Here is a 25,926-nt window from a genome sequence, read left to right as displayed (position 1 = left end):
AAGGGTGCTGCCATGGCACAGCTGACCCGGGACCGACGCACCCTGCCGCGGGTGCCGGCCCTGACGGTGCTCGAATACCACCTGGTGGGTTACCGGCGCACCTGGCGCTCCGGTGTCTTCTCGTCGTTCCTGCTGCCCACGCTCACCGTGCTCGGGTTCGGAGTCGGCGTCGGCGCGTACATCGACCAGGGTGTCGGTGGCGTCTCCTACCTGGAGTGGATCGTCGGTGGGCTGCTCGCGTCGACGGCGTTGCAGGTGGCGATCGCCGAGTCGACCTGGCCGGTGTTCGGCAACCTCCAGTGGCAGAAGATCTACTACGGGCAGCGCTCGTCGCCGCTGCGAGTCGGCGACATCCTCGCCGGCCACCTGTCGTTCGTGCTGTTCCGGGTGCTGACCTCGGTCATCGCGTTCCTGCTGGTGACCGGCGGGCTGGGAGCGCTGCGATCGCCGTGGGCGGTGCTGGCGCTGCCGGTGGCGGCGCTGCTCGCGCTGGCCGTCGCCGCACCCACCTTCGCGTACGCGGCGTCGGTCGACTCGGACAGTTGGCTGGCGATGCTGTTCCGCTTCGCGGTGATCCCGATGACCCTGTTCGCCGGGGTGTTCTTCCCGGTCGAGTCGCTGCCGCTGGTGCTGCGCTGGCTCGCGTACGCCACACCGCTCTGGCACGCCGTGGACCTGTGCCGGGCGGCGGTGCTCGGCGTCGCGCCACAGTGGTCGGTCGCTGGCCACCTGGGTTACCTCGCCGCCTGGGCGGTCCTGGGCTGGCTGCTCGCCCGACGCGCCTTCGCCCGCAAGCTCGTCGTCTAGGAGGGGTTCATGGTCAACCTGGTGCTGCCCCGGCTGGTCGACATCGCCGCCGCGTCGCGGCGATCCGCGTCGGTGACCGGGCGCAACGTCGCGGCCCTGCGGTCCGTCTACTGGCTGCTGCTCATCTCCGGCCTGGTCGAGCCGCTGCTCTACCTGTTGTCGATCGGTGTCGGGGTGGGTGCGCTGATCGGCGACCTGACGTTGCCCGGCGGTGCGGTCGTCACGTACGCGGCCTTCGTCGCGCCGGCCATGCTCGCCTCGTCGGCGATGAGCGGCGCGCTTGCGGAGACCACCTTCAACTTCTTCGGAAAGCTGAAGTACATGAAGCTGTACGACGGGGTGATCGCCACCCCGGTGCAGCCGTTCGAGATCGCCCTCGGCGAGTTGGCCTGGGCGATGCTGCGGGGCAGCGCGTACTCGGCCGCGTTCCTGGTGGTGATGGTCGGGATGGAGCTGACCGCGCCCGCCCGCGCGCTCGCCGCGTTCCCGGCGGCGGTGCTTGTCGGCTTCACGTTCGGCGCGCTCGGCATGGCGATCGCCACGTTCCTGCGCAGTTGGCAGGAGTTCGACCTGATCAACTCGGCCCAGTTCACGCTCTTCCTGTTCTCCGGCACCTTCGTACCCGCCGAGGCGTACCCGGCACTGCTGCGCTGGCTGATCGAGGTGACTCCGCTCTACCGGGCGGTGCACCTGATCCGTGGGCTGACCGTCGGCACGGCCGACTGGGGATTGCTGCTCGACGTGGGTTACCTGCTCGCGGTGCTGGCGGCCGGCCTGTTGATCGCGTCCCGCCGAATGAACCGCCTGCTCTACCGCTGACCAGCAGCACTGTCAGCCGGTCGGTTCGTCTGATCGGGCGCGGGCCCAGGTGAGGAAACGGGCGGCCAGCACGTGCGCCACCACCTGGCACACCTTCATCACCCACCTCCAGGCCCGCGCCTAGCGACCCACGCAGATCTTGGTACGAAACCGCCCCTATGGGGGCGCTCCCGTACCAAGATCTAACGCCGCAAGAGGTGATCAAGCGCGAAGCGGCCCTGATCGGGAGGAAGTAGGTCTACTTTCGAGTCAGCTGCCCTGGTAGTAGCGGGCGGCGCCGGGGTGCAGGGGAATCGGGTCGGTGGAGGAGGCACTCTGGCGGTCGAAGTTGCGGGCCTCGGGGTGGGCCGCCGCCAGGTCGGCCTGGTAGGTGAAGAGCAGTCGGGTCAGGTCGTACGCCAGTTGGTCGGGCATGTCCGCACTGACCAGGATCACGTTGGCCACCGTCACGGTCGGGGTGGCGGCGGCCGAGTCGTAGGTCTTGCGGGGCAGCTCGGCGGTGGTGTAGACCGAGCCGTGCGTGGCGGTGAGCGGCTCGATCAGGTTGGCGACCGGCAGCAGGGCGAACCGGTCCCGGGCGCCGTTGAGCAGGTCGGCGATGCCCGGCGTGGGTAGCCCGCCGGAGAAGAACATCGCATCCAGGGTGCCGGCGCGCATCCGGGCCACCGTCTCCGGCAGCGACAACCGGGCCCGGCGTACGTCCCGCTCCGGGTCGAGTCCGGCGGCGCTGAGCAGCCGGCCCGCGATGACGTCGGTACCGGACTTGGGTGAGCCGGTGGAGACCCGCTTGCCGCGCAGCGCCGCCAGGTCGGTGATCTCGGCGTCCACCCGGACGATCACGTGGGTGTAGTTGCTGTAGACCCGGGCCAGGGCCCGGACCGGCTGGGGCCGACCGGCGAAGGCACCACGGCCGGCGGTGGCGTCCGCCGCCGTGTCGGCCAGGCTGAAGGCGATCTCCATGTCGCCCTCGACCAGCCGGGTGATGTTCTCCCCGGAGGCACCTGTCGGTTCGGCGCGGGCCTCGTAACCGGGCAGGTGGCGGCTGATGACGTCGGCGTATCCGCCGCCGAGTTGGTAGTAGACGCCGGTGGTGTTGCCGGTGGCCAGGAAGATTCGCCCGTCGTGCCACGGGCGCGGCTGCGCCGTCTCCTCGGTGCTGCCGCAGCCGACGGTCAGCCCGACCAGCAGCCCGACCGTCAGCAGCGCAACCAGCCGCCGTTGCCCGCTCATGCCCGCACCGCCGGTTCCAGGGCCTCGGCGACCCGCTGGACCAGGGTGGCCGTCTCGTAGCCGATCTGGCCGAGGTCGCAGCCGGAGGCGGCCAGCACCCCGAGCAGGGCCCGGTCGCCGACCGCCATGACCAGCAGCACACCGCCGTCCATGTCGACGATCTGCTGCCGGACCCGGCCGGCGGACATCAGTCGGGCGGCACCGACGGTCAGGCTGGCCAGGCCGCTGATCACGGCGGCGAGCTGGTCCGCCTGGTCGGTGGAGAGGTGGGGTGAGGCAGCCAGCCGTAGTCCGTCTCCGGAGACGGCGAGGGCGTGCGACACGTCCGGGACCTGCTCGGCGAAGTTCGCCAGGAGCCAGTCGAGTCCGGGGCTGACGTTTGTCATCATTCGGGCCTCCCGGTGGGTTTCGTCTGGTTACGTCGCATCGCGGAGGCGACCCCGGCGGAGAGGGCGGACAGCCGGGCCCGCACCACCTCGGGGTCGAGCAGGTCGCTTGCGGCCTGCGGGGTCGGCAGGTCGTGCAGTTCGGCCTGCAAGCCATCGCCGCGGATCCGTCGGGGCAGGCCGGTGCTGGCCGTCCCGGGTGGCCGGGCGCCCGGTGCCCACGCCGGCTGACCACCGGCCGCACCGTTTCCCACCGCCGGCCCGTTTACCGTGGTCGGCCGATTCCCCGACCCGTTTCCCGGCCCGTTGGCCGTCGCGGTCCAGGTGCCGGGTCCGTTGGCCGTCGTCGCTGGGTTGGCCGTCCAGGCCGGCGTCCGGTCCGGCGTCGGCGTGGACCAACTGGTCGCCCCGGCGGCGCCGTTGCGTACCACCGGAAGGGTCATCGTCGGGGCCTGGTGCACGCTGAACCGCTCCGACCCGGCGGTGACCAGGTCACCTCTGGGCGGCGCCGGCACAGCCGGGACGGGCTCGCCGGCCCGGGGCCGGAACCAGGTACCGGCGGTCGCCGGAGCGGACCGGGGACCGATGGTGGGTCGCCCGTTGAGCTCCTCGGCCCGGGTGAGCAACGCCTCCGGCACGTCCACCTGGGCCACCATGCCGCCCCCGGTGCTGTGCAGTCGCACCTGGATGCCGTGCCGGGCGGCCAGGTGCGCCACCACGTGCAGGCCCATGCTGCCGGCCGCCGCGCTGGAGAGCATGGCGGGTGCCCGCAGCCGTTCGTTGATCTCGGCGAGTCGGTTGGTGCCGACACCGATGCCCTGGTCGTGCACGCGCAGGGTGAGCCCGTCGACGGTACGCCTACCGTCCACGTGCACCGGTGCCTGTGGCGGTGAGTACGCGGTCGCGTTCTCCAGCAGCTCGGCCAGGAGGTGGACCAGGTTGCCCACCGCCGACCCGTGCACCGCGACGGTCGGTACGTCGATCTCGACCCGGGCGTACTCCTCGATCTCCGAGGCGGCACCGCGTACGACATCGGCCAGCAGGTGCGGCCCCTCGTGCGACCGGCCCAGCTCACCACCGGCGAGGACCAGCAGGTTCTCCCCGTTGCGCCGCATCCGGGCGGCGAGATGGTCGAGCGCGAAGAGTCGGTCGAGCGCATCCGGATCGGTCTCCTCCCGCTCGAACTCGTCGAGCAGTCGTAGCTGCCGGGTGATCAGCGTCCGGATCCGGCGGGCCAGTGCCTCGACCATCCGGGTCACGTCCATCCGCAGCTCGGCCTGCTCACCGGCGAGTCGCAACGCCGCCCGGTTCACGGTGTCGAACGCCTCGGCCACCTGGGCGATCTCGTCCCGCCCGCGACTGATACCGGCGGTGAGCTGCGAGGCCGGTCCCTCCGCCCGGCTGCTGTCGCCGGCCGAGATCGCGGTGATCCGCTCGGGCAGTTCCCGGTGCGCCATGGCGAGCGCGGCCACCCGCAGTCGGCGCAGCCGGCGGCTGGTACGCACCGCCAGCAGGGCGGCGGCGGTCAGCGAGGCCAGCGCCAGCGTGCCGGCGGAGCCGCCGGTGACAAGTGCCCGTTGCCGGGCGTCGGCGGCAAGCGTGACGGCGCGGCGGTCGAGTTCGGCGGAGAGTTCCCGGCCCAGCAGGTTGAGCCGGCGGATCGCCCCGCTCTGCGCCACGTACCAGGCGTCGCCGTCGGTGGCCAGCGCGGCCGGTTCGGCCTCGGCGTTCAACGCGCTGTCCCGCATCCGCCGGGCGGTGGAGACATCGGTGCCGGCGAGCAGGCGGGTGAGCGCGGCGGTGGCGGGCTCACCGGCGATCCGGGAGAACTCGGCCTGCCGCTGCTCCTGCGCGCCGCGCAGCCGGCCGAGCCGGGCCAGCTCACCCTCGGCCAGGCTGCCCCGGACGAAGATGGTCCGGAGCAGGTCACGTTCAAGCGAGGCCAGATGCTCCTGGGCGGCGACCGCGGCCACCTCGCGGGCCCGGTTGGCCAGCTCGGGGTCGCGCAGCTGGGCGGGAAGCGCGTCGGCGACGACCAGCAGCGACTCCGCCAGCGCCACGTAGACGCCGTCGGCGGTGTCCACCCGCAGCGCGGCGACCCGCGCCTCGTCGAGTTGGTTGAGGTGTTCGGTCACGCCGTCCAGCGCCCGACCCAGCCCGGGTGCGGCGGTGCGGGCGTCCGAGCTGGCGGAGCGGTAGCGGTCGGCGGCGGCGTCCACCCGTCGCCGCTGGGCGTCGACCAGTTGCCGGCCGGACGTCCCGCCACGCTGCCGCAGCGCGGCCGTCTCGCCGAGTTCCCGCTCCAGCTCGTGGACCAGGGAGACGGTGGCGGTGGCGGTGCCGGCCAGGGTACGGGCGCGTTGCGCGTCGGCGGAGGCGGAGAGCGCGTCGCCGGTCTGGATCGCGCCCAGCACCACCAGACCGGCGGTGGCGACCAGGATCGGGGCGAGTAGCTGGGTACGGACCGACCAGAGCTGGTCGGTGTGTCCGGATGGACGGTTGTGCCGGCGTACGCGGGCCAGGGTGGACAGCGGCACGGGATTCTCCCGGGGTCGGGGCGACCGGGCCGGGCTGCACCACCCGACCCGGTCACCTTTGGGTCAGCTCGCGCCGAGGTCCTGTAGTGCCTTGACCGCGCCCCGGTGCAGGCCGACCGGGTCGGTCTTGCGGGCGCTGTCCAGGGCGATGCCGTTGGCCGCGGGGTTGGCCTGGGCCAGTGCGTCCTTGCGCTGGAACACGGTCCGGGTGATGGCGCAGGCCACGTTGGCGTCGAGGTCCTTGCGGACGAGCAACACGTTCGGGACCACGATGGTCGGGGTGTCCGTGGCGGTGGCGTAGATGTCCTTGCCGATCGTGCCGGCCTGGTACGCGGGGTTCAGCTCGCTCATCTTGGGCAGCAGCGGTGTGATGTCGATGAACTTCACCTTGTCGCCGGCGGTGGTGAACAGGTCCGTGAGGCCGCCGGTGGGCAGGCCGCCGGACCAGAAGAAGCCGTCCACTGTGCCGTCCTTGACGCCCTCGACGGTCTTGGTGAGGTCGAGCCGCTGGGCCTGGATGTCGGCGGCGGGGTCGAGGCCGGCGGCCTCCAGCAGCCGGTTGGCGATGACCTCGGTGCCGGACTTGGGGGAGCCGGTGGAAATCTTCTTGCCCTTCATGTCGGCCACCGAGTTGATTCCCGCATCGGCCCGGACGACCACCTGGGTGTAGTTGTCGTAGATCCGGGCCAGGGCCTCGACCGGCTGTGGCGCGGTGAAGCTGCCCTTGCCCTGCACCGCGTTGACCGCCGTGTCGAACAGGGAGAACGCCACGTCGTACTGGCCGCCGACGAGCTGTTCGATGTTCTGGACCGAGGCACCGGTCTCGGCCGCGGTGCCGGTCAGCCGGCCGCCGGTGCTGTCCGCGAGCTGACCGGCAAGTGCGTTGCCGACCACGTAGTAGACCCCGGTGGCGTTGCCGGTGGCGATGCCGACCCGGGTGTTCTCGGCCACCTCGCAGGTGACGGCGCTCGCGGTGTCGTCCGTGGCTGCGGAGCCCTGACGGCCACCGCAGCCAGCGGCTCCGGTCGCGACCAGGGCGAGTGCTCCCAGCCCCGCCGCGAACCGCACGTTGATCCGTCTCACTATTGCTCCTTCCTGAGTCATGCCGGTGATCCGGCTCGCGTCCCGCCGGTGGGCCCGGCGGATCCGCGTCGTACGAACACGCCCACCGCCATCACGCCGGCCAGCACGGCGCCGATCGCGACGGGCACGGGTTGCAGCCAGAGCAGCGTCAGTCCGGCGACCGCGCCGAGTACGCGTTCCGGCACCCCCGCCGGTCCGACGCCGGGCAGCCAGCCGCCGGCAGCGACGGCCAGCACCGCCACGCCGAGCGCGGTGACCGCGGTGGCGACCACGATCCGCTGCGGTCCGCCGATGCCGAGCAGGCCGAGTCCGGTCGGGGTGACCACGAAGGCGAGCGGGATCAGGTACGCCGGCAGCGCGTACCGCAGGGTGTGCCACATGGTCGGCACCACCCGGCCGCCGGTCACCGCGGCGGCGGCGACCGCAGCCAGCGCGGTCGGCGGCGACACCTCGGACAGGACCGCGAAGTAGAAGACGAACATCGCCGCGGCCGGTGCGCTGACGCCGAGACCGAGCAGGGCCGGTCCGATGATCACCCAGCCGATCACGAAGGAGGCGGTGACCGGTACGGCCAGGCCGAGCAGGGTGAGCGCGACGGCGGCGAGCAGGGCGGTGAGCGCGAGCACCACGGCCGGTTCGGAGCTGACCGCGCCGGCGGCGTTGACCAGCAGCGCGGCGGCCTGCGGGCCGAGGCCGGTCTTCGTGGTGGTGGCGGTGATGATCCCGGCCGCCGCGCAGACCACGGTGACCGCGAGCACGCCGCGTACGCCGCCGGAGAGCGCGGTGAGCAGCCGGCCCGGGGTGAGGCGGTGCCGCCGGTCCAGGAAGGACAGCGCCACGGCGAGCAGGGTGGCCAGCACCACCGCGCGGGTGGCCGACACGCCGACCGCGAGCAGCCCGACGATGGCGAAGAGCGAGGCGAAGTGGTATCCGGAGCGGGCCAGTAGCCGCCAGGCGGAACCGGCGGCGAGGGCCGCCGGCCGGACCCCGGAGCGCCGCGCGTCGATCTCCACCGAGAGCACGATGCCGAGGTAGTAGAGCACGGTCGGCACCATCGCCCAGCCGAGCACCCGCAGGTAGGACACGCCGAGGTACTCGGCGATGATGAAGGCCGCCGCACCGAGCGTCGGCGGGGAGAGGATCGCGCCGACGCCGGCCGCGGCGAGCATCCCACCGGCCCGTTCCGCCGGGTAGCCGGCGCGGCGCAGGATCGGCCAGGTGACCGCCCCGATGCTGACCGTCGTCGCCGCTCCCGAGCCGGAGACGGTGCCGAGCAGGAAACCGGAGGCCACCGCGGTACGACCGGCGGCGGTGCGGGAACGCCGGAACGCCGCGGCGGAGAGGTCCACGAAGAACCGACCCGCGCCGGAGAGGTCGAGCACCGCCCCGTAGATGGTGAAGAGCACGATGTACGTGGCGGCCACGTCCAGCGGGGTGCCGTAGAACCCGCTGTCGGAGTTGTAGAAGGCGTCCACGAGCTGCCCGAAGTCCAGCCCGGCGTGGGCCACCGGCAAGTGCTGCGGCAGCAGGCCGCCGTAGTAGCCGTAGCCGAGGAAGACCAGGCAGACCGCGGGCAGGATCCAGCCGGTGGTGCGGCGGCAACCCTCCAGCAGCAGGAGCAGCAGGACGGTGCCCATCGCCACGTCCATGCCGACGAGCAGTCCCTGCCGGTCGAGGAAGGCGTCGTAGCCGCCGCCCCCGCCGAACAGGCCGACCGGCAGCACCGGGTAGAGGCAGCCGGCCAGGGCGGTGGCGGCCAGGGCCCAGTCGACCCGGCTCGGTCCGGTCGGGCCCGGTGCGATCGCCTGCCTGTCGTCGGTGCGCTGCCGACGTCGGCGGGGTAGCCGCAAATCGGCCGGGTAGGCGAGGAAGACAAGCGGAAGTACGCCGGCCAGGAAGTAGATCAGGTAGTACTTGCTGCCCTGGGCGAGTGGTCGGAACACCTGCCAGAGCGCGAGCAGGGCGATGGCCAGTGTCGCGGCGGTCAGCACGACGGCGACCGGGCCGGAGAGGGTCCGACCGGGCTTGTCCTCCTCGAACCGGGCGGCCAGTTCGCGGGGATCGGCCACCGGTGCCGGCGGCCGGTCGACACCGGCGTCCCGGACCGCCGGGCGGTCGCGGCGCGGGGGCGTCGTCGCGGTGTCCCGGTCGATCTCCGCCACGCCGACGTGGGGGCGGTTCGCCTCGGGTCCGGAATCTTCGGTGAATCGGATAGCCGACACGATGGGGGACGATACGCGAATTGACTCCGCGTTGGGAACATTGTCGATCATCGTTTCCCTGAGTGAGTTTCATTTTGTTTCAGTCACTCGCCGGGGTGAATGATTGGGAATCCCTTTCGCGATTGGCGTGGACGCGCCGATCGGCCCTGCGCGGCCATCGCGGCGGGCGCGGGCCATGCCATCCGTTTTTCGGCTTTTGTGGCTATCTGGCGGTCAATTTCAGCCAGGTAAAAAGTTGTTGTCATGACTACTCTCCGTGCATGTCGCTACGCAGGGTGTCATCACGGTGGCGGTCCGGTCACCCGCCTGATGGCCCGGACGTCGCTCGCGCGGCCGGCGGGAAGGGGTGGGTCCGCGTATTTCCCGACCGGCCCGAATCGGCGAGACTCGGTCTGGATGGGAAGGTTGGACGGCGCATTTCCCGCCGAATCCGAGCCCGGCTCGCGTGCTGCGGGTTATCCGCAGCCGCTGTCCGGGCATGTGGAAGGGCGAGGGCAGCGAGCTTGAGGAGGAGCGATGGTCGCCGAGTCTTCCCGTCCGGACGGGCGCGATCCCCAGCGGCGACCCGCCGCCGACGGACCGGCGGTGGGCGAGCGGCCGGATCCTGGCCACGATGTGCCCAGCCGCCCGACGCGGCTGTCCCGACGTGAGTGGCTGGCCGCGCTGCGCCGGACGGTACGGGAGTTCGGCGACGACGGGCTGACCGACTGGGCCGCGGCGCTCACCTACTACGGCGTCCTCTCCATCTTCCCCGGCCTGCTGGTCCTGGTCTCGTTGCTCGGCCTGCTCGGTTCCGGCGCCACCCAGGGGGTCCGGGACACGGTCGACCAGGCGGTGCCGGAGCAGAACATCCGCCAGATCCTCGATGCCGCCCTCGACCAGGCCCAGCAGAACGGCGGGCTGGCCGGGGTCGCCGCGATCGTCGGTCTGCTTGCCGCGTTCTGGTCGGCCTCCGGCTACGTGGCCGCATTCATGCGCGCCGCCAACGTGATCTACGACGTGCCGGAGGGGCGGCCGATCTGGAAGACCCTGCCGACCCGGGTCGGGGTGACCGCCGTCATCGGCCTGTTGCTGCTGGTCAGTGCGGTGATCGTGGTCTTCACCGGCCGGCTCGCCGAGCACGTCGGTTCGGCGCTCGGCGTCGGCCGCACGGCGGTGACGGTCTGGGACATCGCCAAGTGGCCGGTGCTGCTGCTCCTGGTCAGCCTGATGTTCGCGATCCTCTACTGGGCGTCGCCGAACGCGCGGCAGGGCGGCTTCCGGTGGGTGAGCCCGGGCGGCGTGCTTGCGGTGCTGCTCTGGTTGCTGGTCTCCGGCGGCTTCGCGCTCTACGTGGCGAACTTCGGCTCGTACAACAAGACCTACGGCGCTCTCGCCGGTGTGATCATCTTTCTGGTCTGGCTCTGGTTGAGCAATGTGGCGATCCTGCTCGGTGCGGAACTCGACGCCGAACTGGCGCGTGGTCGGGCCCTCGCGGGCGGCCTGCGGCCGGTCGACCACGAGCCCTACGTCGAGCTGCGTGATGATCGCAAACTGCGTTCGGATGATGACCCTGGGCAGCCGGGCTGACCTGCGGATCCGGCTGCGTACGTCTCACCGGTAGCTTTTGCTAGATCCAACAAAAGTTGGGTTTGATTCACTCTAAGGTCTGGACACCGCGTATCGGCGGCTCCTACTGTGTCGGACACCACTCATCGACATTGCGTCGATGTAAACGAGTCCGGTGAGGTGAGCCGTGCACACCGCCGATGCCCTGCACGTCCGGCTGCTGCGGCTGCTGCGTGACGAGGGCGCGTTGTCCCGCGCCGAGCTCGCCGACCGGCTCCAGATGCCCCGCCCCCGGTTGCTCGCCGAGCTGGATCGGCTGGTCGCCCTCGGCTACGTGGCCGAGGCGGGCAAGGCGGCGTCCCGGGGCGGACGCCGCTCCACCCTGGTCGAGCTGCGACCGCAGCTGCGCTTCGCCGCCGTCGACCTGGGGGCCAGCTCCATCGACGTCGAAGTGGTCAACGGCCGGCTGGAGCCGATCGCCGCGTACGCGGAGGCGGCCGACATCAGGTCCGGCCCCAAGGCCATCCTCCAGCGGGTGAACGAGTTGCTGCACAAGGCCCGGACCGACGGGGTCTACGAGCGGCTCGACGCGGTCGGCATCGGGGTGCCCGGACCGGTCAGCTTCCGCGACGGCGTACCGGTCTCCCCGCCGATCATGCCGGGCTGGGACCGCTTTCCCGTCCGGGAGCTGCTCACCCGGGAGCACGGCTGCCCGGCGGTGGTCGACAACGACGTGAACATCATGGCCATCGGCGAGCGGCACGGCGGGGTGGCGCACTCGGTGGACGACTTCCTGTTCGTCAAGATCGGCACCGGCATCGGCTGCGGCATCTACCTCAGCGGCGAGGTCTACCGAGGCACCGACGGTTGCGCCGGGGACGTCGGCCACATCCAGGTCGACCCGCACGGGCCGATCTGCTCGTGCGGCAACGCCGGGTGCCTGGAGGCGCTGTTCAGCGGTGCGGCGTTGGCCAAGGACGCGACCGCCGCAGCCCGGACCGGTGCCTCTCCGGCGCTTGCCGAACGGCTGGCCATGCAGGGCACGGTCACCGCCCTCGACGTGGCCGCCGGTGCCAGCGAGGGGGACGTGACCTGCATCCAGCTCATCCGCGAGGGCGGGCGCCGGGTCGGCAGCGTCCTGGCCGGGCTGGTCAGCTTCACCAACCCGTCAATGATCGTGATCGGCGGCGGGCTCGCCCAACTCGGGCACATCCTGCTCGCCGAGATCCGCAGCGTCGTCTATCGCCGCTCGCTGCCGCTGGCCACCGGCAACCTACCGGTCGTGCTCTCCGAGCTCGGGCCCCGGGCCGGCGTGGCCGGCGCCGCCGTGCTCGCCAGCGACCTGGCCTTCGGCGAGGCGGCATGAACGAGTCGAGTGGAGGATCGTCATGAGCGAGCAGTCCGGCCCCGGTGCTCCACTGGTCGAGGCACCCGCCGACACCGTCGCGGGCGAGGTGGTCCTGCGCCTGACCGACGTGGTGAAGACCTTTCCCGGCGTACGCGCCCTGGACGGCGTGCAGCTGGAGGTACGCGCGGGCGAGGTGCACTGCCTGCTCGGGCAGAACGGCGCCGGCAAGTCCACGCTGATCAAGGTGCTCGCCGGGGTGCACCGGCCGGATTCGGGGCTGGTGCAGTGGCGCGGTGAGCCGGTCAACTTCGCCAACCCACAGGCCGCGATGCGCGCCGGGATCGCCACCATCTACCAGGAACTCGACCTGGTCGCCGATCTCTCGGTGGCGGAGAACGCCTTCCTCGGCCACGAGCCGCGCAGCTTCGGTTTCATCCGCCGGGGGCAGATGGCCCGGCACACCCGGAAGATCCTCGGCCGGCTCGGGCACGCCGAGATTCCACCCGGCCGGATGGTCCGGGCGCTGCCCGCGGCCGGCAAGCAGGTGGTCAGCATGGCCCGGGCGCTCTCCCACGAGGCTCGGCTGATCATCATGGACGAACCGAGCGCGGTGCTCGCTCACGACGAGGTGGAGAACCTCTTCCGGATCATCCGGGAGCTGACCGCGCAGGGCATCGCGGTCATCTACATCTCCCACCGGTTGGAGGAGATCCGCGAGATCGGCGACCGGGTGACAGTCCTCAAGGACGGCCGGACCACCGCCGCGAACCTGCCGGCCCGCGACACCCCGACCCGGGAGCTGGTCTCCCGGATGACCGGCCGCACCATCGAGTACGTCTTCCCGGACCGTCCGGCCGACGGCGACGTCGGCGAGGAACTGCTCCAGGTCGAGGGGCTGACCCGGGCCGGCGAGTTCGCCGACGTGTCGCTCACCGTCCGGGCCGGCGAGATCGTCGGGATCGCCGGGCTGGTCGGCTCCGGCCGGTCCGAGCTGATGGAAACCATCTACGGCGCCCGCCGGGCCGAGTCGGGCACCGTGCGGATGGCCGGCAAAACGCTTCGGTCGGGCAGCGTCGGCGCGGCGGTACGGGCGGGCCTGGGCATGGCGCCCGAGGAGCGCAAGAGCCAGGCACTGCTGCTCGGCGAGCCGATCTACCGCAACGTGACGCTGGCGACCTTCGGCCGCTACGCCCGCTTCGGGTTCATCGACGCCGGGCGGGAGCAGGCCGAGGCGGACCGGATCGCGGCCAGCCTGGAGATGCGACCGCGCGACGTCCGGCGGGCGGTGCGCACCCTCTCCGGCGGCAACCAGCAGAAGGTGGTGGTCGGCCGCTGGTTGCTCGGCGGCACCAAGCTGCTGCTGCTCGACGAGCCCACCCGGGGCGTGGACGTGGGCGCCCGGGCCGAGCTCTATCAGGTGATCCGGCAGCTCGCCGCCGAGGGCGTCGGGGTGCTGCTGGTCTCCAGCGAGGTGCCCGAGGTGCTCGGCCTGGCCGACCGGGTGCTGGTGATGCGGGAAGGGCGGGTCGTCCGGACGGCCCCGGCCGGCGAACTCGACGAAAACACCGTCCTCGACCTCGTGATGGCGGGGTCCCTGATGGAAGGCGCACCGGCATGACCGATAGTCCTCCCACCACGACCCAACTGCCGGCGCAGTCGCCGCCGGTGGACCCGGCCGAGACCGAGGCCGCCAGCGCGCACGGGACGTCGGGCCAGCCCGCACCCACCGGCCGGCTCTCCTGGTGGCACGGGGACGGCGGCGAGGGCGCACGCCGAAACCTCGCCCTGATCGGGGTGCTGCTGGCGCTCTTCATCATCGGCGCCGCCACCCGTTCCGACCTCTACTCCAATCCGGACTGGGTCTGGGCCAACATGCTCAGCATCCTCAAGCTCGCCTCGGTGGTCGGCGTGGTCACCGTCGGGATGACCTTCGTGATCATCGGCGGCGGCATCGACCTCTCGGTCGGCGCGATCGTCGCGCTGGCCGGTGTCTGGTGCACCACGGTCGCCACCCAGAGCTTCGGTGCCGGCGGCATGATCTTCACCGCGATCGTGGTCGGGGTGGCGGTCGGCCTGGTCAACGGGACCCTCATCGCGTACGGGCGGCTGGTGCCGTTCATCGCCACGCTGGCCATGCTGGTGGCCGCCCGTGGGCTGGCCGCCGAGATCTCCGACAAGCAGACCCAGATCTCGCAGAACAGCACCATCAACGGCATCGCCAGCACCAACCTGCTCGGCATCCCGCTGCTTGTCTACATCCTGGCCGCGGTCGTCATCGCCGGCTGGGTGCTGCTCAACCGCACCACCTTCGGCCGGCGTACGGTCGCCGTCGGCGGCAACCCGGAGGCCGCCCGGCTGGCCGGCATCGACGTCAAGCGGCACACCCTGCTGCTCTACGCGCTCTCCGGGCTGTGCTGCGGCATCGCCGCCATCATGCTCACCGCCCAGGCCACCTCGGCCCAGGCGGCGATGGCAAACCTCTACGAGCTGGACGCGATCGCCGCCGTGATCATCGGTGGCACGCTGCTCAGCGGCGGGCGGGGCACCATCATCGGCTCCCTGCTCGGGGTGATCATTTTCGCCACCATCACCAACCTCTTCGCCATCAACGGCCTCTCCACCGAGGCGCAGAACATGGTCAAGGGCGGCATCATCGTCGCGGCCGTCCTGATCCAGCAGGTCCAGTTCGGCACCCTCTCCCAGTTCTTCCGCCGCAACCGGCTGACCACCAGCTGAACACCGTTCCCACCAGGCCACCGAGGCACGACGGTGGCCGGGCTTCGCACACCCGAAAACCCTCTTCACCACCTGAACCCAGGAGGTCGTCATGACCCAGCACAGTCGTCGCCGGCTGCTCTTCGGCGGGGCGGCCGTCGGCGCCGGCGTACTGCTCTCGGCCTGCACCAGCAACGAGAGCAGCACACCGACCGAGGCACAGACCAAGGCGGCCGACGGCGGTGGCAACGCCGAGCCCGGCAAGCAGGTGACGATCGGCTTCTCCGCGCCGGCCGCCGACCACGGCTGGATCGCGGCGATCACCAACAACGCCAAGGCGCAGGCCGACGCGTACTCCGACGTGGAGTTCAAGACGGTCGAGGCCGGTGCGGACGCGGCGGCCCAGCGGGCGGCGCTGTCCACGCTGATCTCGCAGAAGCCGGACGTGATCGTGCTGCTGCCGCACGACGGCAAGGAACTCAACTCGTTCGGCCTGGAGGCGATGGCGGCCGGCATCCCGGTGGTCAACCTGGACCGGGCCTTCCCGGACGCCAAGGCGTACCGGTTGCAGATCAAGGGCGACAACTACGGCATGGGCGTCTCGGCGGCCAACTTCATCTTCGAGCAGCTCAAGGCCAAGGGCGTGAGCAACCCGGTGATCGCCGAGATCGCCGGCATGGACGAACTGGAGCTGACCCAGGAGCGCACGAAGGGCTTCAACGACACGCTGGCCCAGCACGGCCTGAAGGTGGCCAACCGGCGGGCGGCCCGCTTCACCGTGGACTCCGGCCAGCAGGAGGCCAGCCAGCTGCTTCAGGCCCTGCCGAAGATCGACGCGATCTGGAACCACGACGACGACCAGGGCATCGGGGTGATGGCCGCGATCAGCCAGGCCAACCGCAACGAGTTCTTCATGGTCGGCGGTGCCGGCTCGAAGAAGGCGATGGAGGACATCCAGGCCGACAACACGGTGCTCAAGGCCACCGTGACCTACAGCCCGTCGATGGCCTCCTCGGCAATCTCGCTGGCCCGGCTGATCGGCCAGGGCCGGGGCATGTCCGACCTGGTGGAACTCCAGGTACCCAAGGAGATCGTCCTCGCCTCGGAAACGATCACGAAGGAGAACGCGAGCGACTACCTGAAGCTCGGGTTCTGACACAACGGGGGGAGACCCACCTTGTCCACGAACGACAACCAACTGCGGGTCGGCATGGTCGGCTACGCGTTCATGGGCGCCGCGCACTCGCAGGCGTGGCGCACCGTGAACCGGGTGTACGACCTGCCGGCACGGGCCCGGATGGTGCTCGTCTGCGGCCGGGATCCGGGAAAGGTGGCCGAGGCCGCCGACCGGCTCGGCTGGGAGGAACACACCACGGACTGGCGGGAACTGGTGGCCCGGCCGGACATCGACGTGGTCGACATCTGCACGCCGGGCGACAGCCACGCCGAGATCGCCCTGGCCGCGTTGGCCGCCGGTAAGCACGTACTGTGCGAGAAGCCGCTTGCCAACACCGTCGCCGAGGCGCGGGAGATGGCTGCTGCGGCGGCCACCGCCCGGGCCGGTGGGGCGCGGTCGATGTGCGGATTCAACTACCGGCGGGTGCCCGCGGTGGCGCTGATGCGGCAGATGATCGCCGACGGGCGGCTCGGCGACATCCGGCACGTCCGGGCCACCTACCTTCAGGACTGGATCGTGGACCCGCAGTTCCCCCTGGTCTGGCGGCTGCGCAAGGAGGTGTCAGGCTCCGGCGCGCTCGGTGACATCGGTGCGCACATCATCGACCTGACCCAGTACGTCACCGGCCAGCGGATCACCGGCGTCAGCGCGGTGACCGAGACGTTCGTCAAGGAGCGGCCGTTGCCGACCGAGTCGAGCGGGCTGGCCGCGCAGGCCGACGGGGGCAACGCCGCCACCGGCCCGGTCACCGTCGACGACGCGGCCATCTTCGTGGCCCGGCTGGAAGGCGGGTCGCTTGCCACCTACGAGGCGACCCGGTTCGCCACCGGGCGCAAGAACGCCCTCCGTGTCGAGATCAACGGGTCGCTCGGCAGCGTCGCCTTCGACCTGGAACGGCTCAACGAGTTGGAGTTCTACGACGCCACGCGGCCCACCGCGGAGCAGGGCTTCAACCGAATCCTGGTGACCGAGGCCGAGCACCCGTACCTGTCGGCCTGGTGGCCGCCGGGGCACATCATCGGGTACGAGCACTCCTTCACCCACCAGATGCGCGACTTCATCGAGGCGGTGGCGACCGGCGCGGATCCGACGCCCTCCTTCGCCGAGGCGTTGCAGGTGCAACTGGTGCTGGACGCGGTGGTCCGCTCGGCCGAACTCGGGTCCTCCTGGACCGAGGTGGAGCCGGCGTTGGCGGGGGCCGTGGCCTGAGCCACCTGCGGTGCCGACCGGCGAGGGCCGGCCGCGGTTGCGCCCCGCGGCCGGTACGGGTCGGCACCGGAGGGTGTGCCCGCAGGCCGTGACGCCGGTGGGCACAAGCAGTGCGGTTCCTCCGGTGTGGCCGGACCGGGATTCCCCGGCCGCACCGGAGGACCGCCCCACGGCCCACGGGCCGACAGACCTCGACCGCCTCGACGGCGGTCCGCCTTCGACCAGTCGTCCGGCCGGACGCGCCATGCTCGCGACCGGCCGGATGCGGAGCAGGCAGGGGTGCGACGCCGACCGCCCCTGCCTGCCAGCCCCGTCCGTCGGGCCTGCTCCGGGTCGCCGGTGCGACGGCGTCGCCGCCGACCTCGCCGCCGGGCCGGCAAGCCTCCATCCCGGGCGGCCGGGCGGACGGGGCGCATCCGCATAAAGGGTATCTTTCTTCATCAATCTGTGATATTCATGTAATTCGATGGCCGGATTCCCCGACCGGGAAGGAGCGCCATGCGCACGGGTGTCTGGCTGGTGGGAGCGCGCGGCTCGGTCGCGACCACCAGCATCGTGGGGGCGCTCGCCCTGCGGGCCGGGTTGACCGGGTCGACCGGGTGTGTCACCGAGTTACCCGAGCTGAGTGGCCCGGCCCTGCCGGCCTTCGCCGACCTGGTCTTCGGCGGGCACGACGTGGTCGCCACCCCACTTGCCAAACGCGCCGAGGCGTTGGCCGCCGCCGGGGTGCTGCCGGCCCGCCTGGTCGCCGCGCTGCCGGAGGAACTGGCCGCCGTCGAGCGGGAGTTGCGACCGGCACCGAGCGGCGGCAGTCAGGCCGACCGGGCGGCCACGCTGGTCCGCGACCTCACCGAGTTCCGGGACCGGCACCAGTTGGTCCGGGTGGTGGTGGTGAACGTCGCGGCCACCGAGCCGGCGTGCCGCCCGCACCCCGCGCACGCCGAGCCGGACGCGCTGCACGCCGCCCTCGCCGGCCCCGACGAGGTGCTGCCACCCAGCTCGCTCTACGCGTACGCGGCGGTGACGGCGGGCTGTGCGTACGTCGACTTCACCCCCTCCACCGGCCTGCGGCTGCCGGCGCTTACCGCGCTTGCCGACAGCCATCGGGTGCCCTACGCCGGGCACGACGGCAAGACCGGGGAGACCCTGCTCAAGTCGGTGCTCGCCCCGATGTTCGCGATGCGCAACCTCACCGTGCGGTCCTGGTCCGGGCTCAACCTGCTCGGCGGGGGCGACGGCGCCACGCTTGCCGACCCGGCGGCCAACGCCGCAAAGGTCCGCAGCAAGCAGCGGGTGCTCGGCGAGACGCTCGGTTACCTGCCGCAGGGCGACACCCGGATCGACTACGTCGAGGACCTGGGCGACTTCAAGACCGCCTGGGATCTGATCACCTTCGCCGGCTTCCTCGGCACCGGGATGCGCCTGGAGTTCACCTGGCACGGCTGCGACTCGGCACTGGCCGCGCCACTCGTGCTCGACCTGGCCCGGCTGACCGCCGCCGCGCATGCCGCCGGCCAGACCGGGGCGCTGGCCGACCTCGCCTTCTTCTTCAAGGACCCGCTCGGCACCGGCACCGGATCGCTCGCCGAGCAGTGGACCAGGCTCCGCGCCTTCACCAATCGCCTGCACACCGGAGGTGCCGATGACCCGCGTGGCTGACCTCGCCGAGCTGGTCCGGGCACCGGCCGCGCTCTCGGTACCGGGCGACGTGATCGCCGGTGCCGCCGCGGCGGGCACGCTCGGCCCGCGTACACCGGCCCTGGCCGCCGCGTCGGTCCTGCTCTACTGGGCCGGCATGGCCGCCAACGACTGGGCCGACCGGCGGCTCGACGCCGTCGAACGCCCGGAGCGGCCGATCCCCAGCGGACGGGTCAGCCCCCGCGTCGCGGTCGGCCTGGCCGCCGGCCTCACCGTCGCGGGCGTCGGGCTCGCCGCCGCTGCCGGTGGACGCGGTTCCGTCGCCGTCGCGCTACCGCTGGCCGCCGCCGTCTGGGGGTACGACCTGGCGGCCAAGAACACCGCCGCCGGGCCGGCCGTGATGGCCACCTGCCGGGGCCTGGACGTGCTGCTCGGCGCCGGCTGCCGGCCGGTGCGGGCGTTACCGGCGGCCGGCACCGTGGCCGCGCACACCTGGACCGTGACCGTCCTGTCCCGCCGCGAGGTGCACGGCACCGACGCCGTGCTGCCGCTGGGCACCCTCGCCGGCACCGCCCTGGTCGCCGCCAGCGCCGCCCGCCCACCCCGCCCGCCCCGGCCCGGGGCCGGTCGGCGTGCCGTCGGCGCCGTCGCGGCGACGCTGCCCGCCGTCCTCGCCGGCTGGTACGCCGCCCGGTACGGCGGCGCGCAGGCCAGGTGGTCGCCCGACCCACCGCCGACCGGGTCCGCGCGGCGGTCGGCGCCGGCATCACCGGCCTGCCCGCCTTGCAGGGCGCGTTGACCGCGCGTGCCGGTGCCGGCCTGCTCGGGCTGGCGGTGGCGGCAGCCGCGCCGCTGGGTCGGCGACTGGCCCGGAAGGTGTCCCCGACATGACCGCCGCCAGCACCGCAGCCCCCGGCGCGGGGGCCGGCGGCCTGCGGTTCGGGTACGGCACCAACGGCTTCGCCAACCACCGCCTCGACGACGCGCTGGCGGTCATCGCCGAACTCGGCTACGCCGGTGTCGCGTTGACCCTGGACCACGACCACCTCGACCCGTTCGCGCCGGGGCTGGCCCGCCGGGTCGCCGCCGTGGGTCGCCGGCTGGCCGCGCTCGACCTGGCGGTGGTGATCGAGACCGGGGCCCGCTACCTGCTCGACCCGTGGCACAAGCACGCCCCGACGCTGCTGCACGACGATCCCGCCCGCCGGGTGGAGTTCCTGCGTCGCGCGGTGGCGATCGGCGCGGACCTCGGCGCCGAGGCGGTCTCCTACTGGGCCGGGGTACGACCCGAGGAGGTCCCGCGGGCCGTCGCCTGGGACCGCCTGCTGGCCGGCTCCGCCACCGTGGTGGCGGCGGCCGACGCCGCCGGTGTGCGGCTGGGCTTCGAGCCCGAACCGGGAATGCTCGTCGAGGACATCGCGGGCTGGCACCGGCTGTACGCGGACCTGGGGCGCCCGGCGGCGTTCGGCATCACCCTCGACATCGGGCACTGTCGTTGCCTGGAGCCTGCGCCGGTGCCCGAGTGCGTCCGCGAGGTCGGCGCCCACCTGGTAAACGTGCAGATCGACGACATGCGGCGGGGCGTGCACGAGCACCTGGAGTTCGGCACCGGCGAGATCGACTTCCCGCCGGTGCTCGCCGCGCTGCGCGAGGTCGGCTACCGGGGTCTGGTCGCCGTCGAACTGCCCCGGCACTCGCACGCCGCCCCGGCCGTGGCCGCCCACTCGCTTGATTTCCTGCGCGCCGCGTCCGCTGGTGGCGCACCACTGACGGCAGCACAGGAAGGGCGGAGACGGTGAGCACACCGAACGAGCTGCGGGCGGCCCTGCGGGACGTACCCGATCCGGACTGGCTGGCGGCGGCGCTGCGCGGCGTCGCGACGCAGCCGGCGGCGATCGCCCGGTTCTTTCCGGCCGTCGGACGCTGCTGCGGGCGGGCCGAGCTGCCCGACCTGCCGGGCTGGACCGCCGACGAGGCGGCCCGCGCGTTGCTGCTGGCCACCCTGCCGAGCGGGCACGCGGAATGGGTCGAGACGCTCTACCGCACCGGGGACGCGGCCGAGAAGCGGGCCGTGCTCAAGGCGCTGCCGCTGCTGCCGGTCGGCGCGGCCGGCTTGCCGCTGCTGCACGACGCGCTGCGTACCAACGACACCCGGCTGGTCGCCGCCGCCCTCGGCCCGTACGCGGAGCACCTGGACGCACCGGCCTGGCGGCAGGCCGTGCTCAAGTGCGTCTTCACCGGCGTACCGCTGGCCGTGGTGGCCGACCTCGACGCCCGCGCCGACGGGGAACTGGCGGCGATGCTCGCCGCGCTCGCCGCCGAGCGGCGGGCCGCTGGCCGGACCATGCCCGCCGACGCCACCGAGTTGCTGGACCGGCTGACCATCACCGATCCGCCGGGCCGGCTGGTCGCCACCGGCCAACCGCACCCCAGGGAGGCGTGATGCGCATCTTCGACCCGCACATCCACATGACGTCCCGGACCACCGACGACTACGAGCGGATGGCCGCCGCGGGGGTGCGGGCGGTGGTGGAACCCGCGTTCTGGCTCGGCCAGCCGCGTACGAACGTCGGGTCGTTCACCGATTACTTCGACTCCCTGGTCGGCTGGGAGCCGTTCCGGGCCGGCCAGTTCGGGGTACGCCACCACGCCACCGTCGCGCTCAACCCGAAGGAGGCCAACGACCCGCGCTGCCGGCCGGTGCTCGACGTGCTGCCCCGCTACCTGGACAAGGACGGCGTGGTCGCGGTCGGCGAGATCGGGTACGACTCGATGACGCCCGAGGAGGACGCCGCCTTCGCCGCCCAGCTGGCCCTGGCCGTGGCGCACGACCTGCCGGCGCTTGTGCACACCCCGCACCGGGACAAGGCCCGTGGCGTCGAGCGCAGCCTCGCCGTGGTCGCCGAGTCCGGCATCGAACCGGGCCGGGTGGTGCTCGACCACCTCAACGAGGTGACCGTCAAACTGGTCCGGGACACCGGCTGCTGGCTCGGCTTCTCCATCTACCCGGACACCAAGATGTCGCCGCCCCGGATGGTCGAGGTGCTCAAGGCGTACGGGCCCGAACGGGTCCTGGTCAACTCGGCCGCCGACTGGGGCCGCTCGGACCCGCTGCTGACCCGGGCCACCGGCGAGGCGATGCGGCTCGCCGGGTTCACCGAGGACGACGTCGACCGGGTGCTCTGGCGCAACCCGGTCGAGTTCTACGGGCAGTCCGGCCGGCTCGACCTGAGCGACATCGAGGCACCGGAGGCGACCTTCGCCGGCAACTCGATCCTGCGCGGCGGCAGCTGATGCGGCTGCGGCACCCGAGTGGGCGCACGGTGCACCTCGGCTACTGCACGAACGTGCACCCGGCCGAGGATCTCACCGGCATCCTCGGTCAGCTCGACAGGTACGCGGTGCCGGTCCGCGCGGCGCTCGGCAGCGACCTGCTCGGCCTGGGCCTGTGGCTGGCCGCCCCGGTCGCCGCCGAGCTGGCCGCCGATCCGCACGCCCGCCGCCGGTTGCGCACCGAGCTGTCGGTACGCGGCCTGGAGGTGGTCACCCTCAACGGCTTCCCGTATGCGTCCTTCCAGGCGCCGGTGGTGAAGGGCGCGGTGTACCACCCGGACTGGACCACCGACGATCGGCTCCGGTACACCCTGGACCTGGCCCGGGTGCTCGCCGACCTGCTGCCGCCCGACGCTGCCCGGGGCTCGGTCTCCACCCTGCCGCTGGCCTGGCGGACGCCCTGGGACGCGACCCGGGCCGACGCCGCCCGACGCCGCCTCGACCAGCTCGCCGCCGGGCTCGCCGACGTGCAGCGGGAGACCGGCCGGCCGGTCCGGGTCGGTTTCGAGCCGGAGCCCGGCTGCGTGGTGGAGAGCACCACGCAGGCCGCGACCCTACTGTCCGCTGTGGACACCGAGTGGCTCGGGGTCTGCCTGGACCTGGCCCATCTCGCCTGCGCCTGGGAGGAACCCACCGCGGCCCTGGCCCGGCTGGCGGCGGCCGGTCTGCCGGTGGTGAAGGTGCAGGTCTCCGCCGCGCTGGAGGCGGCCGACCCGACCGGCGACGCCGCCGCGCTGCGCCGCTGGGTCGAGCCACGGTTCCTGCACCAGACCCGCACCGCCGACTGTGCCGCCGCATCCGACCGTGCCGCCGCAACCGGCTCGCCCGTCGGGAGCACGGTGACCGGCTCGGCCGGCGGTGGTCCGGGTTCGGCCGGCGGTGGCCCCGGCTCGGCGGATCCGGCGGACCCGGCCTGGGCCGCCGACGACCTGGACGCGGCGCTCGACGCGGCGCTGCCGGGCCCGTGGCGGGTGCACTACCACGTGCCGCTGCACGCCCCACCCGAGCCGCCGCTGGGCTCGACCCTGCCGGTGCTGCGTACCGCGCTGGCCGCGTTGCTCGCCGGCCCGGACGTCGGCTGTGATCACCTCGACGTCGAGACGTACACCTGGGGGGTGCTGCCGGCCGCGCGGCGCCCGCAGACCGACGCGGAGCTGGCCGCCGGGATCGCCGCGGAGCTGGCCTTCGCCCGAGACGAGCTGGTCGCCCTCGGGCTGACCCTTCACCGAAGCGAGGTGGCGGCCTGATGGGTCGACAGCTGGTGGTGCTGGACGTGGTGGGACTGACCCCGCGCCTGCTGGCGCACATGCCCCGGCTGCGCGCGGTGGCCGACACCGGCTTCCGCGCCGAGCTGGGCACGGTGCTGCCGGCGGTGACCTGCTCGGTGCAGTCGACATTCCTCACCGGGGGCCGCCCCGCCGACCACGGGATCGTCGGCAACGGGTGGTACTTCCGCGACCTCGGCGAGGTGCTGCTCTGGCGGCAGCACAACGCGCTTGTCGGCGGGGAGAAGCTGTGGCAGGCGGCGCGCCGGGTCCGGCCGGACTACACGGTGGCGAACGTCTGCTGGTGGTACGCGATGGGCGCGGACGTGGACTGGACCGTCACCCCGCGCCCGGTGTACCACGCCGACGGGCGCAAGGACCCGGACTGCTACACCGACCCGCCGCAGTTGCACGACTCGCTCACCGCGGCGCTTGGCACCTTTCCGCTCTTCAACTACTGGGGGCCGGGGGCCGGGCTGGCCTCGTCCCGGTGGATCTGCCAGGCAGCGCAGCGGATCCTCGCCGAGCAGTCACCCGACCTGACCCTGGTCTACGTCCCGCACCTGGACTACGACCTGCAACGCTTCGGCGCGTCCGCGCCGCAGGCCGCCGCCGCGGCGGCCGAGTTGGACGGCGTGCTCGCCCCGCTGCTGGACGCCGCGCGGGAGCGGGACGCGACGGTGGTGGTGCTCTCCGAGTACGGCATCACCGACGTCTCCCGGCCGATCGACGTGAACCGGCTGCTGCGCGCCGAAGGGCTGCTGCGGGTGCACACCCAGGCCGGCATGGAGTACCTCGACCCGTGGACCTCCCGGGCGTTCGCGGTCGCCGACCACCAGATCGCCCACGTGTACGTGCGCGATCCGGCGGACGTACCGGCGGTGGCGAAGCTCTGCGCCGGGCTGCCCGGGGTGGCCGAGGTGCTCGACGCCGCCGGCAAGGCGACCTACGGGCTGGACCACCCGCGCGCCGGTGAGCTGGTGCTGGTGGCGGAGCCGGACGCCTGGTTCACGTACTACTACTGGTTGGACGACGTCCGGGCGCCCGACTTCGCCCGGCTGGTCGAGATCCACCGCAAACCTGGCTACGACCCGGCGGAGCTGCTCTTCGACCCGGCCGCTCCCGGTGCGGCGAAGCGCCGCGCCGCCGTCGCGCTGGCGCGCAAGAAGCTGGGCATGCGGTACCTGATGAGCGTGGTCGGGCTGGACGCCGGGGCACGGGCGGTGCGCGGGTCGCACGGGCGGCTGCCGGCCGACCCGGCCGACGGGCCGGTGCTGCTCTGCTCCGACGCCTCGGTGGCCCGGGACCGGATAGCGGCCACGGAGGTGAAGGGGCTGCTGCTGGAGCTGGCCGGGTTGGCGGCGTCATGACCGTCACGGCGGTGCCGACCGACGCGGGTGAACTGCGGGCCCGGTTCGACGCCGAGCTGACCGCCTTCCTCGGCCGGCAGGACCCGGACTGGCCGGACGGCGCGCCACGTGGCGTCTTCACCACACTGCACCGGTTCGTGCTGACCGGCGGCAAGCGGCTGCGTCCGCTCTTCTGCTACTGGGGCTGGCGGGGCGCGGGCGGCCCGGACGGCACCCCGATCGTGACCGCCGCCGCCGCGTTGGAGCTGTTCCACGCCTTCGCGCTGATCCACGACGACATCCTGGACGGCAGTGACCGCCGCCGAGGAGAGCCCTCGGTGCACCGGATCTTCGCCGATCTGCACGCCCGCTCGTCCTGGCGGGGCGACCCCGAGGCGTACGGGCGCAACACCGCCCTGCTCTGCGGCGATCTCTGCGCCGCGTGGGCCGACCAGATGTTCCACGAGTGCGGACTGAGCACCGAGGCGGTGCATCGCGGATACGCCGTCTTCGCGCTGATGCGCACCGAGGTGATCGCGGGGGAGTACCTCGACCTGGTCTCCGGGGTGGGGGACGGCTCGGTCGCCAGCGCGCTCACCGTGATCCGGATGAAGGGTGCGCGGTACACCGTCACCCGGCCGTTGCAGATCGGCGCCGCGCTGGCCGGGGCGCCGGCCGCGCTTACCGACGCGCTTGCCGAGTTCGGTGACCCGCTCGGGGACGCCTTCCAGCTCCGCGACGACGTTCTCGGGGTCTTCGGCGACCCGGCGGTCACCGGCAAGTCCGTCCTGGACGACCTGCGCGAGGGCAAGCCGACGGTGATGATGGCGCTGGCCCGCGATGCCGCCGACCGGAGCCAGAGCGCGCGGCTGCGGGAGTTGTTCGGCAATCCCGACCTGGACCCGGCGGGTGCCGCCGAACTGCGGAAGATCATCGAGGACACCGGGGCCCGGACGAAGATCGAGCAGATGATCCAGGTCCGGGCTGCCGCCGCCCTGGCCGTGCTGGAGCGCCTTGAGCTGGTCGAGGAGAGCCGCACGGCGCTGGCCGCGCTGGCCGCCCAGGCCACCGACCGGCAACGCTGAGTCGCTCCGGCTGCGTGTTCTGCGGCGCCTACTTTTGATCAAACCGACGAAAGTCCCCGCCTTGCCGCCGGAAGGTATGGACACATCGACATATCTAATTTAGTGTCGTCGGCAACACCGAAAATGTTTCGTCGAGGTGAACCGGCGGCGCGGGAACCCATCGACCGAACCTGCT

Annotated in this window: 21 protein-coding genes; 16 read left to right on the top strand and 5 right to left on the bottom strand. The window is 72.5% G+C overall.

Going from position 1 to position 25,926, the window contains the following annotated elements:
- Positions 1 to 12 precede the first annotated feature (12 nt).
- Positions 13 to 807 carry an ABC transporter permease gene (locus QQG74_RS24925; protein WP_341717145.1) on the top strand — a complete coding sequence of 265 codons (795 nt, stop codon included), beginning with the start codon at positions 13 to 15 and terminating at the stop codon, positions 805 to 807.
- A gap of 9 nt (positions 808 to 816) precedes the next feature.
- The gene (locus QQG74_RS24920) at positions 817 to 1,626 is read left to right on the top strand and encodes an ABC transporter permease (protein WP_341717144.1); all 810 of its coding nucleotides are present in this window, start codon (positions 817 to 819) and stop codon (positions 1,624 to 1,626) included.
- Between the two features lie 249 nt (positions 1,627 to 1,875).
- On the opposite strand, the gene QQG74_RS24915 is transcribed toward QQG74_RS24920, so the two are convergent.
- From QQG74_RS24915 to QQG74_RS24895, 5 genes are all read right to left on the bottom strand, one after another.
- Complete coding sequence (locus QQG74_RS24915; RefSeq protein ID WP_341717143.1) at positions 1,876 to 2,856, bottom strand: TAXI family TRAP transporter solute-binding subunit; 981 nt, start codon at positions 2,854 to 2,856, stop codon at positions 1,876 to 1,878.
- Positions 2,853 to 3,242, bottom strand: coding sequence for a roadblock/LC7 domain-containing protein (locus QQG74_RS24910; protein WP_341721361.1), 390 nt, complete (start codon positions 3,240 to 3,242; stop codon positions 2,853 to 2,855). The genes QQG74_RS24915 and QQG74_RS24910 overlap by 4 nt, the downstream gene beginning before the upstream one ends.
- The gene (locus QQG74_RS24905; protein WP_341717142.1) at positions 3,242 to 5,779 is read right to left on the bottom strand and encodes a nitrate- and nitrite sensing domain-containing protein; all 2,538 of its coding nucleotides are present in this window, start codon (positions 5,777 to 5,779) and stop codon (positions 3,242 to 3,244) included. Before QQG74_RS24905 ends, QQG74_RS24910 begins: the two co-directional genes overlap by 1 nt.
- A gap of 63 nt (positions 5,780 to 5,842) precedes the next feature.
- A complete protein-coding gene (locus tag QQG74_RS24900; protein WP_341717141.1) occupies positions 5,843 to 6,862 on the bottom strand; it encodes a TAXI family TRAP transporter solute-binding subunit in 1,020 nt (339 codons plus the stop codon).
- Positions 6,863 to 6,879: 17 nt separating this feature from the next.
- Entirely contained in the window at positions 6,880 to 8,931 is a 2,052-nt protein-coding gene (locus QQG74_RS24895; RefSeq protein ID WP_341721360.1) for a TRAP transporter fused permease subunit, read from the bottom strand.
- 669 nt (positions 8,932 to 9,600) lie between these two features.
- Between QQG74_RS24895 and QQG74_RS24890 the strand changes: the two genes are divergently transcribed.
- The 14 genes from QQG74_RS24890 to QQG74_RS24825 all read left to right on the top strand — a co-directional run bounded on the left by QQG74_RS24890 (position 9,601) and on the right by QQG74_RS24825 (position 25,751).
- Positions 9,601 to 10,653, top strand: coding sequence for a YihY/virulence factor BrkB family protein (locus QQG74_RS24890; protein ID WP_341717140.1), 1,053 nt, complete (start codon positions 9,601 to 9,603; stop codon positions 10,651 to 10,653).
- Between the two features lie 166 nt (positions 10,654 to 10,819).
- Positions 10,820 to 11,998: an ROK family transcriptional regulator gene (locus QQG74_RS24885; RefSeq protein ID WP_341717139.1), complete on the top strand. Its 1,179-nt coding sequence runs from the start codon at positions 10,820 to 10,822 to the stop codon at positions 11,996 to 11,998.
- Between the two features lie 22 nt (positions 11,999 to 12,020).
- The gene (locus tag QQG74_RS24880; RefSeq protein ID WP_341717138.1) at positions 12,021 to 13,598 is read left to right on the top strand and encodes a sugar ABC transporter ATP-binding protein; all 1,578 of its coding nucleotides are present in this window, start codon (positions 12,021 to 12,023) and stop codon (positions 13,596 to 13,598) included.
- On the top strand, positions 13,595 to 14,716 hold the full coding sequence (locus QQG74_RS24875) for an ABC transporter permease (RefSeq protein ID WP_341717137.1): 1,122 nt from the start codon (positions 13,595 to 13,597) through the stop codon (positions 14,714 to 14,716). Before QQG74_RS24880 ends, QQG74_RS24875 begins: the two co-directional genes overlap by 4 nt.
- A 91-nt stretch (positions 14,717 to 14,807) precedes the next feature.
- The gene (locus QQG74_RS24870) at positions 14,808 to 15,851 is read left to right on the top strand and encodes a substrate-binding domain-containing protein (RefSeq protein WP_341717136.1); all 1,044 of its coding nucleotides are present in this window, start codon (positions 14,808 to 14,810) and stop codon (positions 15,849 to 15,851) included.
- A gap of 21 nt (positions 15,852 to 15,872) precedes the next feature.
- Entirely contained in the window at positions 15,873 to 17,081 is a 1,209-nt protein-coding gene (locus QQG74_RS24865) for a Gfo/Idh/MocA family oxidoreductase (protein WP_341717135.1), read from the top strand.
- A gap of 498 nt (positions 17,082 to 17,579) precedes the next feature.
- Positions 17,580 to 18,740, top strand: a complete 1,161-nt coding sequence (locus QQG74_RS24860; protein ID WP_341717134.1) for an inositol-3-phosphate synthase — start codon at positions 17,580 to 17,582, stop codon at positions 18,738 to 18,740.
- Complete coding sequence (locus QQG74_RS24855; RefSeq protein ID WP_341717133.1) at positions 18,724 to 19,518, top strand: SCO3242 family prenyltransferase; 795 nt, start codon at positions 18,724 to 18,726, stop codon at positions 19,516 to 19,518. Before QQG74_RS24860 ends, QQG74_RS24855 begins: the two co-directional genes overlap by 17 nt.
- An 88-nt stretch (positions 19,519 to 19,606) precedes the next feature.
- Positions 19,607 to 20,518: a sugar phosphate isomerase/epimerase family protein gene (locus tag QQG74_RS24850; protein WP_341717132.1), complete on the top strand. Its 912-nt coding sequence runs from the start codon at positions 19,607 to 19,609 to the stop codon at positions 20,516 to 20,518.
- Positions 20,515 to 21,162, top strand: coding sequence for an EboA domain-containing protein (locus QQG74_RS24845; RefSeq protein WP_341717131.1), 648 nt, complete (start codon positions 20,515 to 20,517; stop codon positions 21,160 to 21,162). Before QQG74_RS24850 ends, QQG74_RS24845 begins: the two co-directional genes overlap by 4 nt.
- On the top strand, positions 21,162 to 22,013 hold the full coding sequence (locus QQG74_RS24840; protein ID WP_341717130.1) for a TatD family hydrolase: 852 nt from the start codon (positions 21,162 to 21,164) through the stop codon (positions 22,011 to 22,013). Before QQG74_RS24845 ends, QQG74_RS24840 begins: the two co-directional genes overlap by 1 nt.
- Complete coding sequence (eboE, locus tag QQG74_RS24835) at positions 22,013 to 23,299, top strand: metabolite traffic protein EboE (RefSeq protein WP_341717129.1); 1,287 nt, start codon at positions 22,013 to 22,015, stop codon at positions 23,297 to 23,299. The genes QQG74_RS24840 and eboE overlap by 1 nt, the downstream gene beginning before the upstream one ends.
- Positions 23,299 to 24,687 (top strand): nucleotide pyrophosphatase/phosphodiesterase family protein, encoded by a 1,389-nt coding sequence (locus QQG74_RS24830; RefSeq protein ID WP_341717128.1) that lies wholly within the window; start codon positions 23,299 to 23,301, stop codon positions 24,685 to 24,687. The genes eboE and QQG74_RS24830 overlap by 1 nt, the downstream gene beginning before the upstream one ends.
- Positions 24,684 to 25,751: a polyprenyl synthetase family protein gene (locus QQG74_RS24825; RefSeq protein ID WP_341717127.1), complete on the top strand. Its 1,068-nt coding sequence runs from the start codon at positions 24,684 to 24,686 to the stop codon at positions 25,749 to 25,751. Before QQG74_RS24830 ends, QQG74_RS24825 begins: the two co-directional genes overlap by 4 nt.
- The last annotated feature ends 175 nt before the right edge of the window (positions 25,752 to 25,926 follow it).

Source organism: Micromonospora sp. FIMYZ51, from assembly GCF_038246755.1.
In the GTDB taxonomy this organism is placed as follows: domain Bacteria; phylum Actinomycetota; class Actinomycetes; order Mycobacteriales; family Micromonosporaceae; genus Micromonospora.
Note: the sequence above shows the minus strand (reverse complement) of the source record. Positions and strands in the feature narration are given on the sequence as shown.